Annotated in this window: 7 protein-coding genes, 1 tRNA gene and 1 pseudogene; 1 reads left to right on the forward strand and 8 read right to left on the reverse strand. The window is 50.5% G+C overall.

The window, feature by feature from the left end:
- Positions 1-128: 128 nt before the first annotated feature.
- The 4 genes from katG to PG879_RS19885 all read right to left on the reverse strand — a co-directional run bounded on the left by katG (position 129) and on the right by PG879_RS19885 (position 4825).
- Complete coding sequence (katG, locus tag PG879_RS19870; protein WP_103859298.1) at positions 129-2303, reverse strand: catalase/peroxidase HPI; 2175 nt, start codon at positions 2301-2303, stop codon at positions 129-131.
- A 521-nt stretch (positions 2304-2824) separates the two neighbouring features.
- Positions 2825-2900: transfer RNA gene (locus PG879_RS19875), tRNA-His, on the reverse strand.
- A 360-nt stretch (positions 2901-3260) separates the two neighbouring features.
- Entirely contained in the window at positions 3261-4571 is a 1311-nt protein-coding gene (locus tag PG879_RS19880) for a type II toxin-antitoxin system HipA family toxin (protein ID WP_005329232.1), read from the reverse strand.
- Positions 4571-4825 carry a helix-turn-helix domain-containing protein gene (locus PG879_RS19885; RefSeq protein WP_005329233.1) on the reverse strand — a complete coding sequence of 85 codons (255 nt, stop codon included), beginning with the start codon at positions 4823-4825 and terminating at the stop codon, positions 4571-4573. Before PG879_RS19885 ends, PG879_RS19880 begins: the two co-directional genes overlap by 1 nt.
- Before the next feature lie 501 nt (positions 4826-5326).
- Here PG879_RS19885 and PG879_RS19890 point away from each other — a divergent pair.
- Entirely contained in the window at positions 5327-5575 is a 249-nt protein-coding gene (locus PG879_RS19890; protein WP_010674978.1) for a hypothetical protein, read from the forward strand.
- A gap of 420 nt (positions 5576-5995) precedes the next feature.
- On the opposite strand, the gene PG879_RS19895 is transcribed toward PG879_RS19890, so the two are convergent.
- The 4 genes and pseudogenes from PG879_RS19895 to PG879_RS19910 form a co-directional block, all read right to left on the reverse strand.
- Positions 5996-6247: a type II toxin-antitoxin system Phd/YefM family antitoxin gene (locus PG879_RS19895; protein WP_010674977.1), complete on the reverse strand. Its 252-nt coding sequence runs from the start codon at positions 6245-6247 to the stop codon at positions 5996-5998.
- Positions 6248-6494: 247 nt separating this feature from the next.
- Positions 6495-7877 (reverse strand): annotated as a pseudogene (gene istA / locus PG879_RS19900) (IS21 family transposase); the annotation flags it as partial.
- Positions 7878-8162: 285 nt separating this feature from the next.
- Entirely contained in the window at positions 8163-10769 is a 2607-nt protein-coding gene (locus PG879_RS19905) for a nuclease domain-containing protein (protein ID WP_064341290.1), read from the reverse strand.
- 2 nt (positions 10770-10771) lie between these two features.
- Positions 10772-12979: an McrB family protein gene (locus tag PG879_RS19910; RefSeq protein ID WP_064341289.1), complete on the reverse strand. Its 2208-nt coding sequence runs from the start codon at positions 12977-12979 to the stop codon at positions 10772-10774.
- Positions 12980-13526 lie beyond the last annotated feature (547 nt).

Consider the following 13526-nt stretch of genomic DNA (forward strand, 5'->3'; position numbering starts at 1 on the left):
GTATCCATGATGGAGGCCCTCAGGGTGATGACCTACTTCAAGGTTAGCCTTTCAACATGTAATTGGGACAGCGCCATAAAAAAGCCCGGTAGTGATACCGGGCTTGGTGGTCGAGCAGTGCTTTAGCCTCAGGCGAGGTCGAAGCGATCCAGATTCATCACCTTGGTCCAGGCCGCCACGAAGTCCTTCACGAACTTCTCCTTGGCATCCGCACTGGCGTAGACCTCTGCCAGGGCGCGCAGCTGGGAGTTGGAACCGAACACCAGATCGACCCGGGTTCCGGTCCACTTCACCTTGCCGCTCTGGCGATCACGGCCTTCATAGACTCCCTGGCTGCCCGCCGCCGGTTTCCACTCCGTGCCCATGTCGAGCAGGTTGACGAAGAAGTCGTTGGAGAGGGTACCCGGGGCGGCGGTAAAGGCCCCGTGGCAGTTGCCCGCGTTGGTGCCGAGCACCCGCATGCCGCCCACCAGTACCGTCATCTCGGGGGCACTCAGGGTGAGCAGCTGCGCCTTGTCGATCAGCATGGTCTCCGCGAAGCCCGCGCACTCGCCCGCGTAGTTGCGAAATCCATCTGCGAGGGGCTCGAGCACCGCGAAGGAGTCCACATCTGTCTGGGCCTGGGAGGCATCCATCCGGCCCGGAGTGAAGGGCACGGTCACGGCGACACCGGCTCTCTTCGCGGCCTGCTCGACCCCCACGCTGCCCGCCAGCACGATGAGATCGGCGAGGGAGACCCGCTTGCCGCCGGTGGCTGAGGCGTTGAAGGCCTGCTGTATCCCGTCGAGGGCCTGAAGCACTTTCGCAAGCTGGGCAGGCTGGTTCACGGCCCACTCCTTCTGCGGGGCCAGGCGGATGCGGGCACCGTTGGCGCCACCGCGTTTGTCAGAGCCACGGAAGGTGGACGCGGAAGCCCAGGCGGTCGACACCAGCTCGGCCACGGACAGGGAGGCCGCCAGGATCTTCTCCTTGAGCAGGGCCACGTCCTTGTCATCGATCAGGGGATGATTGACGGCGGGGATGGGGTCTTGCCAGATCAGCTCCTCTTTGGGTACCTCCGGCCCCAGGTAGCGGGCGATGGGGCCCATGTCACGGTGGGTCAGCTTGAACCAGGCGCGGGCGAAGGCATCGGCGAAGGCCTGCGGATCCTCGTAGAAGTGGCGGGAGATCTTGCCAAACTCGGGGTCAAAGCGCAGGGTCAGGTCGGTAGTGAGCATGGTCGGCTTGTGGAACTTGCCCGGGATGTGCGCATCGGGAATGATCTCCGGTGCATCCTTGGCCACCCACTGCTTGGCGCCGGCAGGCGACTTGGTCAGCTCCCACTCGTAGTTGAACAAGTTTTCAAAGAAGTTGTTGCTCCACAGGGCCGGTGTCTTGGTCCAGGTCACTTCGAGCCCGCTCGAGACGGTGTCCTTGCCATGGCCGCTGCCGAAGTCGCTCATCCAGCCGAGGCCCTGGGCCTCCAGAGGCGCGGCTTCCGGCTCTGGCCCCTTGTGGGATTCGGGCGCGGCGCCGTGGGCCTTGCCGAAGGTGTGGCCGCCCGCGATAAGGGCGACCGTCTCTTCATCGTTCATGGCCATGCGACCGAAGGTGGAACGGATGTCCTTGGCAGCCTCCATGTAGTCACCGCTGGCGTTGGGCCCTTCCGGGTTGACGTAGATGAGGCCCATGTGGGTGGCACCGAAGGGGGCCGTGAGCTCGCGATCGCCCTTGACCCGATCGGGATCGACCCCGAGCCAGGCAATTTCATCCCCCCAGTTGACGTCCTGATCCGGCTCCCACACGTCTGGCCGCCCACCGCCAAAGCCGAAGGTGCGAAAACCCATGGTCTCCAGGGCGACATTGCCGGCGAGGATCAGCAGATCGGCCCAGGAAATCTTGTTGCCGTATTTCTGCTTGATGGGCCAGAGCAGGCGACGGGACTTGTCGATGTTGACGTTGTCCGGCCAGCTGTTGAGGGGGGCGAAGCGCTGTTGGCCACGGCCGCCGCCACCGCGACCGTCGGTGGTGCGATAGGTACCCGCAGCATGCCAGGTCATGCGGATGAACTGGGGGCCGTAGTGACCGAAGTCCGCCGGCCACCACTCCTGGGAATCCGTCATCAGCTTGACCAGATCTCTCTTGAGTGCCTTGTAATCCAGGCTGGCGAAGGCCTTGGCGTAGTCAAAATCCTTGTCCATGGGATCGGCGCCGGGGGAATGCTGATGCAGCAGATCCAGCCGCAACTGGTTCGGCCACCAATCTCGATTGGTTCTGCCGACGCCGGCGGTGTGGTTGAAGGGGCATTTGCTTTCTTCACTCATCTCTGTCTCTCCTTGGCAGTCATGTGCAATGCAGACAACTCAGTATGGGAACTTTTCCTGCAACCGGCGGGGCATGTGACAGGTTGGGCCTTGGACCGGCATCGGGGGGTTATCAATAACTCCTTATATTTCAGCTAATTGATTAAGGATGGGATGACCGTATTACGAAAAGATGAATCGGTGCCATCGAATTTGGCTGCTCCTCTACAAGGGATAAGAGAAGGAAGGAGCGTCCTGGCAGCCGTGTTATCAATCTTTTTATCCATAACACGAGGGATCAGACCTGGACTTGCGCTGGGTCATGGCATGAGGAGGGCTTGTCTTGAGCGGGGCAGAAAACCCCATTTTTGTGACGGCGGTCTGGATTGCGTCCTGAGCAAGGCGCCGAGCGCCAGAGGATGGGGTGGGGGCGTTGCGCCAAAAAGCGGACGGCGCAGAAACAAAAAGACCGGCCAGTGGCCGGTCCAAACAGACAGCGTGCTGCTGTCTCATCAGGCTGATCCCAGCCTGGAGGGGAATAATGGGGTGGCTGATGGGGCTCGAACCCACGACAACCGGAATCACAATCCGGGACTCTACCAACTGAGCTACAGCCACCACTGAAATCTGTCTTCGATACAGCAATCAAACTCATGTGTATCGATGGCGCGCCCTGCAGGATTCGAACCTGCGACCCACGGCTTAGAAGGCCGTACCTGTTAATAGAGTTAAAATGTCATCAGAATACGTCAAACATCAAATAAATATAATACTTTAAAATCAATGTCTTATTGCCGTTAAGTCTGTCTAGGTTAGCTGAGGAAATTTTATGTTGCCAAAATTAGCACTTCAGGCTTCTGCATTTTTAGTTGTTTTTTTGATCTAAAATGGATCATTCACTCGCTCGTACGCAAAAAAAATGAGCCTCGATAGAGGCTCATTTGGGGCGATGCAAGAGGCATTTGTCACATTGGTCAATTATCGTTTTAAGCGTTGCGCTTTCGAACTGAGTCCACCCAAAATTGAATCTGCAATCTCAGTGGGAAATGTATCAGGCAATTGCTGACGAACGATTGATATTACCTCATCCAGATTATCCGTCAGTTCGCTGATGATTTTTTCCATCTGCACTTGTTCAAAACCAATCGCCTTGGCCGTTTGATAAAAATGGCGAGGAAATATCTGCTCTATCGCGTATTTTTTGCCCTTGGTTGCAGTAAGCCCCATGGCCAACTTGGCATCACGGGGATGTAATCCTTTACCACCAAATGCAGGATACATGGAAAGGATGTCGTAAAACGGTGTAAGCCGGAAACGCCCTTCAGGTTCGATAAACACCGAGAAATTCTTGGCATGGCCATCAGTGGCAGCCAGCAGCCAGAACAACACCTGAGACTTCATAAACAGGTACCGATCCTGCTCCGGCGTGGCCGATCCCAGCAGGGTCGTCATGATGTCAGCAATGCCCGGTCCACCATGGCTCTCGTACTTGCGTGCTGACGGTACATTCAACACCTGGCAGAAGTCCTCTTGGGGCAGGCGCATGATCCAACTGCGATCCGTGGCGTAGCGCCGATCGAAGCGTTCCACCGCCAGAGCCTTGACCTTGCCGACCTGCATGATGAAGCAATGGGGAACCGGAAGACCCAATGCTTTGGCGATCAGGGTGCAGAGATATTCGTTTTCTACGCTCTGGGAGAGGTCTATCGAGTAGGAGTGGCTTTCGATCTTGCCAATGGGCAGCTTGATAATGTGGGTGGTTGGGGTCGCTGCATGCGGTAAGCACCAACGGTTGTCGAGGTAGAGTAACGCGGTCTTTTCCTGAGCCCCGGCGATGGATATCCGAAAATCGTCCTCTTCCCTCACCATACCAAGCGGGATCCCTTGCTGGTAGCTGGTCATGATCTGCTCCAGTTCGGCGTCAGAGAGCGGCTTGCACTCAATGCGCTTAACGTCTGGCACAGGTCTGCCCTGAGCCACCAGTTGCAATGCCCCCACGCTGTCCTGGCCAATACAACTGAGCAGATCAAAGGGTTGGGTGGAATCGGCTTGATAGCGCGCCACCACCCGGTTTCTTACTTCCGGGTTATCTGGCAGCAGATTATCGAAGAAGTTATAGGCCTCATCGCCCTGGTAGCGCTGCTGGCGTAATGGCATGGAGAGCGAGATGGGGCGGCTGCCTGGCAACTTCACCCACGATTCATCGTACTGAAATTGGTGAGCACCATTGGTCGCCTTGGTAAAGGTACCTACCCGGTATCCGTTCATGTAGACCGTCAGGCTGGCCATTACCACTCCTCCTTCCAGCCAGGCGTGGCGTTTTCCGCAGGATCGGTGCGGGGCCTGATATCGAGGGAGAGTTCCAGTGCGGCGAGGATCTTGAACAAGGTCTCCAGCTTGGTTGACTCGGGATTGAGCTCGAAGCTGGACACCGTGTCCTGCCTGATCCCCACCTTGCCGGCCACTTTGCCTTGGGAGAGCTTTTGCGAAAGCCTGGCATCCTTGAGACAGGCACTAAGTTGCTTGGCGCTGGTTACTTTCATGATTTGACTTACCTGGTAGCGTAATTTCTTTTAATTTACACGCTGTGGCAGGTATATCAATATTTACCTGCTTTAGGCGGTAAATGTTTTTCACACGCTAAAGGCGGTATTTAACCTTGATCCTCAGGTATGGGTGTCGCACTTTCGATTCAAGGGGCCATTAAAACAAGGTGTAACGAGTTTCAGCAGGAGTGCACTGGGGTTGGCGCAACAAAAGCCAAGGCGGCGATGGTGCGTCGGTTGATCGTCTCTGTCAGTGAGTCCATGATTGTTGCGATCGCTTCACGGGAGCTCACAAGTTCGCACCCGCGTTCGCTTCTTTAAATACCTTCTTGAATTGATGAGCACGAAATTTTGCCAATCTAGCCGAGGTTTCTCGGGAAAATTTGCAAATGCAGTGATGGTGTCATACCAAGCAGCCACCTCCATTGAAGATCTAAACTGGACAGGTCCCCAGTGTTATCGAAAACGGGGGGGCGCAACCAACAAGGTAACTCTGACATGTTGAAACCCATTCTGGTACAGCTCCGAGAGGCCTTGGCCGAGCTGCCCTACTTCACCCATATCGACAACCAGCATGACTACGAAAGTGCGCTGGCACTGATAGATGAGCTGGTGGATGACTACGATAACAACGTCCAGCTGTTAGACCTGCTGGCGGCCAGCATTGAGCGTTGGGAAGATAATGCTGAAGAGTTTGCCGAGTTTAACCGGCGGGTGGCGGCCATCCCTGCGTCATCATCGACATGAACCACTAGGCTAACGTCTTGCCGCCGGGCGCAGCCTACCGCATGAAGTCCGAGCACGACAACAAGCTGCTGATGGATCTTCGATCCAAAAATCGGATGGTTGCACACACTCCAGGGTGGTCAAAATTGGACGCTGAAAACCCCGGATGGATGAGTCAGACAGGAATGCCGCCTGACGGCCTTTGCTTTTCAGTGGTTCGTCTCCATCGGAAGCGCCCAAGTGAATTCCCCTTTATTACTACACCGGGGCCCAGATCAGCAGGCGCTGCCAGTTCGCTCACACAATGAGGGGAGGAGGGCCATGACACGACTAATGCTGCGATGACAATAAGGGGCATCGTAGCGTTGATCTCCAGCCCGCGCTTGATCAACGTTGATTTGCAAGAGCTGAGGGTAGTGATGGCAAGGATGGGATTCTAAATCATAGGTCCTCCAGGTTGACGCTGACGAACTCCGACCGTTTGACTCGCTCATCGACAATACGGTTCAGCTCGGCATCTTCGGCCAGTTCCAGATAGTAGGCGTAGAGCTCAGGCGGCACACAATAGAATGCTGGCTCGTTACGATAGAGGATGGCGACGGCATCGCCTTTTCCCTCTTTGATGGTCCCCATTGGATTGCGTCTGAGCTCTGTGATATTGGCAGTGGTGGCTGCCAGGCTTTGGTAACTCATGATGATGTCCTCGGCATAGAGCACCGCACTATGGAATACCTTAATAGATACTCAACTCGACGATTGTCACAGTATCAATCAGCGCCCATGTTGCGCTTTCCACGCGATAAACTCCGAGGGCCGTAAACCATAGCGTGCCAGAACACCTTCATGCAGCCTTCGCAACTCTGGAAGGTGCGAATAAGTCATATGGCACGAGAGCATTTACTGGTAACCCATTGATATTAAATGACTAAAATTTTCATTTTTTGTTCTTGGGATACTTGTTCGCACTTTCCCTAAGACTCAGCAGCCCCAGGCAGAGTCGGTATGCCTGCTCGGCATGGGCTTTCTCTTCCAACCGTTCGCTAACCCAGCACAAGGTGCTCGGTCCGATGTCAGCAGCCCACTGTTTAAGACGCCCTGGGGTCCAGCGTTGCTGCTTGCTGTGACGTTCCGGCATGTGCTCAGGGAGCGTGCTCATCCCCGGGATGGTTTTACGTGGATGGCTCGCGACCAGCTGTTGCTGGTGATAGACCTGAAGCAGTGTGTCGCCCATGGAGCTCCAGTTGCTGACCCACATACTGGTGTGGCACCGAGTAATGGTGCTGCTCATAGCTGACGTGATAGTCGATGTTGACCTTGACCGTTTTGATGGCGACATAGCGATAGGGATGCACCGGCAGTGGTCCCAGTGCCGGGCGGTCCAACTGCTCAAATGCGTCACGTCGGTTACCGGGCAGTTGCTTGAACGGACGCTCGTTGAGTTCGTTCAGCAAAGCACGGATGCACTGGTTGAGTTCGGCAAGTGAGAAGAAGGTCTGATGGCGTAGACGGGCCAGGATCCAGCGCTCGACGATCTGCACACCCACCTCCGCCTTGGCCTTGTCCTTGGGCTTGTAAGGACGAGCTGGCATCACCGCCACCTGATAGTGCTCGGCCAACTGCTGGTAGCTGGGGTTGAGCTCGGGATCGTATCGGCAAGCCTTGCTGACACCGCTCTTGAGGTTGTCGGGGATCAGCAGTGCCGGTGTCCCGCCGAAAAACTCAAAGGCACGGACATGGCTTTGCAGCCAGTCCGGCAGTGACTGTGACCAGGTGGCCTCGGCAAAGGTGTAGTTGGACGCACCGAGCACGGCGACAAAGACTTGTGCCTGACGGACCTCACCCGTGGTCGGCGACACGATGGGCACCGTGGGCCCGCAGTAGTCGATAAAGAGCTTTTCCCCCGCCTTGTGGATCTGGCGCATGGAGCGCTTTTGCGACTGACACCAGGACTTGTAACGGTCACAGAACTGGGAGTAGCTGTAACAGCTATTGGGATAGCGCTGGGTGTACTCCTCCCAGAGCAGCTGTTTGGAGACCCCTTGCGCTTGAGCTCCTGATGGACAGAGGGCCAATCCGGCACAACATGGCGGGCCGAGATGGTGGTATCGGCCTGCGGATAGAACAGGGCAGCCAGTCGGCCATCATCAAGCTCGGTAGGTAAGGGCCAGGTAAGGCCGAGCGCCTGGGCACTTTTGAGGAGTTTCTGGATGGAGCCGACACTGACCTTGGTACAGATACTGATTTGGCGAACAGAGAGGTCAGCTTCCAGCCGCAGTCGCAGTACTTCACGAATTTTACGCATTGCAATCCTCTTGGCAGACATAGGCTCTTCCCTGGCAAAAGGGAGAGCGTATCAAAGGTTTTTAAATCAATGCGTTAAGGATGATTCCGGTGAATGTGAACAGTGATTCCGGGATGTTGAACACTGTTTCCGGAAAGGAGGGGCGAAGTGTTCAGGTTGAACCGGAATGAGCGTTCACATTGGTCCGGAAATGGTGTTCACGTTGAATCGGAATTGGTGTTCATGATCGGCCGGAATATGCAAGCAGTCCCTATCTGGAAAAGGTACTGGATGCTGGGCTGGCTAAATTGAATCAAATTTAACAATTTATTCACGCTCTCGTCCTGCGGGAGACTCGCAGTTTGGACACTTTATGTTAATTGAAGACATAGGCATCAAAGACAAATAGGTCCAATACTCGCCATTCTTAATTAATCGTGTATGGCATGTACCACAGTGGGTATACACAGTAAACTGAGTACATTCACTGCACCTATACCAACGCTTTTGATGATTTGATCTCTTTGAAGTAGTTACATCAGCTACTTTTTCAGATCCGCAAGACACGCAGAAATTTATGGCTTGAGTATCATCAGACTCACCATGAAATTGCGTATTATCTTCAATGCCATATTGCAAAAACATCCCTAACATACGTTGAATTTCATCAAGATAGCGTTGCGACTTCATTGGATTGGCACATACTGCACCATAGTTTGTAGCTTGGCGTTCATGGTATGCAGGCTCCCAATCAAACATGGATAGTTCACCTAAATAACTGTCTTTAGCCCATTCCTGCGGGGAAACCACATTCTCAACCGCTTCTAACACAGGATGAAGAACAAACACGCTGTTCGCTTGACCTTCGCTATAATCCTTGCCGCAATAGAGTTCATGGATAACCCCACCAATCCCACCTTTCTGCTTGAGATAGGCAGCAGAATAGTACTTTGCATCGACTACTAACCGCTTTGAGATCTGGTTACCACTTTTAGTAGTCGCTTCCACATCCAAAACAAAATCAGGGCGCTTACCATTGGCTAAGAACGGTTCGTATTGCAGAGTGATGGTTCTTGAAACACTTGGGTTGAAAAAATGAATGCTGATTTGTTCTTCATTGCCTTGAATATTCGCAATCAATTTTCGCTTCCAGTTTTCCTCGGGCTGATATCGGAGTGCCTGAGTCAGCACTTTAATAATTTGAAGCAAACACCACCGCTCATAGAGTAGTGGCATGTTGAGTAGTCCAATCGCCTCAATCTTCTCCAGTGAAAGCAAAATGTCCTCATCTGCCAAACCAATCCGTTCTTTTAACTTCTTGAAACCTGAGTGGACAGCTTGGTACGCTGGATTCTGTACAAATGTCATTGAGTTGGGAAAGGTACTTTTACTTTTGACTTTGCATTGACGCCATTCCTTCTCAACTTGTTGGAAAGGCTTTATTTTTGGCGCCAATACCTGATGCACCATTCTTACTTTTTCTCGCTCAGTAGCAAAGTAACTAAGGCGCTTTCGAATTGTCGCTCGTTCCTTTTCCTGTTCAGAAAATTCTTCCGGTGTCAGCTTCGTTTTCCAGCCATTTTCATTGAGGATAATGCCTTGATCGCGTAATTTTTTAAAATTGTCTCTATCTCTCTGGAGTGACAGCGAATCTGAAAGAAGAGTCAGGCGGGATATGTACTTTGGAAACAAAATCGAGGCTTTTCCTCTTTTAGATGGCGCAGGAAATAGCGCATCTATTTCATAGCTACAATTAGATTTGAATACACTAGAATACATACTTCCAGAGCTGAGAATAGTATATCCATCGTGTTCAAATTGTTGCCATTCAGCATGTAAGGAATACTTAACTTTTGCCCACCACTTATTTTCCGAGTTTGTAGGGTTTGTAGGATTCTCGAGTTTGACGTAGCTTGTGGTCACGTTCAAATGCTGAAGTGAAATATTGGAGTTGATTTGAGATAACTTGTCCTCTAATTCATGGTTTATTTCTTTTATGCTGCATTGTTTTTTTAGTCTTTCCAAGTCTTTAACCACTAGGTCTCGGTTGATTGATCGATAGTCTTTTAAACTATCTAAACGCTCATTAAGCTTTTCGACGGCACTAGAGAAACGACTTGTTTTATTCTCAGCCACCCTAGCTAATTGCTTTACAATACTCAGGGTGCTGGACACGACGTACGAGACATATTGATTCTCTGGCACGTTGTAGCTTGGCTCAGACGCGCGACTGGTTAAATGCTTACGCGAACCTTTGGTGCATATTTCCATGAATGTACGCGGAACGGGGCGCACTTCTTTGGCTGGCTTTAATGCTTGAACTTCTTTCAACTCGACTTTGGGCTTTTTGAGGATGGTTTGCGCATTAGTCAGAATTGATGCAATCAGCGACAAAGCCTCTTGATCGATGGCCGCAACCTGAGAATTTTTAGCGTCGCCCGTAATATGACTGTTCTCATCGAGGATCAGCTCCCACAGATCCGCTTTAAAATCTAACAGATAGCGTGAAAGATCCGATTTTGTCTTCTCGGAGATATCAATATCCAGCTTTAACGTTGAGCTGCCAATCACAAAGGTAATCTGACCCGCTGTTCGCCTCGCTTCACTGCGCCAAACCCGTTGTTTTGCATCCCAATGAGCAGGCTCAACCCACCACACTGCATTAGAAGCAGGATCGATAATCGACTCTAACTGCCTTCTCTCGCCATTGGGCATGGCAATGTAAGGCGGTAACTGATCACCATGCTTAGTTTTTATCGCAAGTTGAGCAAAACGTAGTTCATCGACCTTAGGGTAGATGGTGGTGTGTGCGGAAAAGGCGTTGTTTCCAACCTGCTCAAGCTTTAGCGAGTACTTCGACTCGCTAACACTGACTAAGGTTTGCTTATCGTGCCATTTGGTCTCGATAAACTTGATAACAAATGGAGCTTCCATAATTATGCCCAGTAGTTCACAACGCCATCATTCGCTTCGGCATTTTTAACTAATCGCTCTACCGATTTGGTGCATGAAAACTGCGCCGCTATCTCCGTCTTGTTATCCAACAGCGATTCAAGGCGAGGCAAAAACACACGGTTAACAAGCTCAGCTTTACTGTAATCACCCACTTGCTTATCGCCATCAAAAGTGAACTTTGGCAGCACCTTATGAACAATAAAGTTGTTGATGGCCAGCGACTTATTGTCGTTTACATCGCTAAACAGACTTATATAGTTAAGCCCTTGTCGAATGGTGCGCATACCAAACTCTACGCCAAGTGGGTCAAACACTTCTCGGTTTAGGGTGGTGAACAGCTCGCAGAATTCATCTGAGCGTTCAAATTTTGGGTAAGGGGTACGCTCGCCAAGTTCTGCAATATCAAACACTAGTGGCAAAGTAACGTCATCTAGCCCGTAAGAGTCAATCTCATCAAAAATGGCATCCCAGTCGGTCAGCAAAGGGCTCTTAAACTTCATCACGTGCGCGCGATCGAGAATTTTCGGTGATAGGTAATGGGTCGTTTCATCGATGTTGATAGCACCAATGATTCTTACGTTAGCAGATATCGTGATCGATGATGGCGTACCGAGAACACCAGCCAACATACGTCTAATGTCACCGTGGTATTTGATTAGTGAGTCTTTATCGCTAAAACCAAATGCGCGTTTCATTTCAGCGTTAATATCTTCATCTTGCATAAGTGCAACAAAGTCCACGATGCCATTTTTGCTGAATTTTTCTTGCGCGTTAGAAATGATCGAAACAACCCCTTTTAGCTCAGCGAGAACATGTGCGGCTTCATCATCCGAGTAAAGTTGAATGGTCGGTTGCTCGTTACGCTCCTCTAGCTTAGAAAGAAAGTCGGCAAAGTAATATTCCACTCGTGCGAGATTCATTTCGTCTAAGCAAATGAAGTATGGAATATCAGGATTTTGTCTCGCCTCGATCAATGCCTCAAGGAATGGTGTCGCCAAGTATTTTTTCTCTAATGGGTTGTAATAACCCAGCAAGTCCTCTGAACTGGTCCAGTTAGGTTTAACGGGGATAATTTTCGATACCCCCCCAATTGCTTTAGCAAACGACTGAACCAGGTTCGTTTTTCCAGAGCCCGAGTCACCCGCCAAAATGATGAGATCATTGGTGCGAACAAGCGTTAGGAAGTTCTCGATGATGTGGCGAGGGTACAAAATGTCTCGATCTTTGAGGTACGCTTGAATGTAAGAAACTGCATCGCTGTAGTTCGAATCAAGGGATTGTGCAAAAGAGATATGTTCGCCAAGATCCTTATTAGACAAGGTGCTTCCAACAAAAAAGTCGAAATCTTCTTCATCCAAGAACTCAAAATTCTTTAGGAAGATGGCTTTCTCTTTGATAAAATCCGTTAGTTTCTCGACTTTTCTTGCCATATTTTCCTCTGCTCTCCTGCTCTTTTCGATAATGACGTCTAACTCAGCTTTGCTTGCTTGAATCTTCAGATTTAGCCGATGATTATCATTATTTAGTTCTTCATTTCTCTTAATTGAGCTTTCAAGCTCTGACGTTGATATTTTGATTTTATCCTGTGTACTTTTTAATGCGTCTGACAACTCCGCCAACTTGTTAGTCATATCCTTTTGCTTTTCTTGCAACGCTGACTCTAACGCTTCTGTTTCTGAGGCGATTTTGTGTTTAACGCGCTTAACTTCTGCGTCATAAATAACTTTGCGCAGGAGCGTTTCATCTTCATTATGAATTATGGCTTGCCGCTCTAAATTAGGCAATGCATCGGGCAGATAGGTCAAACGTTCTACCGTCTTGTCATTGACGGCTAATAGAAATGGGTTGTTTTTTTTAGCTCTTTGCGGGATGGACGCTAACATTAGTTCACAAGCAACCATCCCCTTACTGTCATTTCCTAGCACTATTTTTGCTACTGATGGGTTTAAAAACACACCTGATTGCAATTCATGCGAATCAGCCAAAGGGTATTCTATGTTTTGGTTGCCATTAAGAGTTTTAGCGTTACGAATACCAGCCCAGTTCCCTGCTTCGTTGATACTCAGTTCACCCCAGACATCAATTTTATGACTTTCCAAGCCCCAACTATCGTAAAGGCGTTGATAAAGCTCTTCATCAGAGAGCCCTTTAACCTCTTCGAGGTCATAGATAACTTGTTCTGAAACCATGATTTATATTCAAACAATAAAGGGATGACATACGTGTTGCAAACCCAACACATCTGTGGTTCGGGACATCTACAGCTCGAGAAAAACAGGTTTAGCTTTGCTGCTTATCTAGCACCTTTTATACGAGATAATCGCCAACGAGCATTTCAATAAATTCTTTAAGTTCCTGATACTAATTACCATAAGTCTAATATGGCAACAGTTTCTATAATCGCATTTCGCGAATCCGTGATATGAGCACCAATGTTGACCGTGACACTTATCACTAAAACTTCATACCGCGTCTACTCTATTGTTAGCAAACTGAGGTCATATGAAGCCCATCACCGCTTCAGTTACTCCCCATTACCTCTTTCACTGACAGTAGGTGGTGAATCGCATAGAGCTCAGCTGCAATTGGCTTTTGCTGCTCAGTAAGCGTGTCGTACTGCTCACCTAAGGAAAGTGCGAACAAGTATCCCAAGAACAATAAATGAAAATTTTAGTCATTTAATATCAATGGGTTACCAGTAAATGCTCTCGTGCCATATGACTTATTCGCACCTTC

It is taken from the genome of Aeromonas sp. QDB63 (assembly GCF_027707425.1).
GTDB lineage: Bacteria > Pseudomonadota > Gammaproteobacteria > Enterobacterales > Aeromonadaceae > Aeromonas > Aeromonas caviae.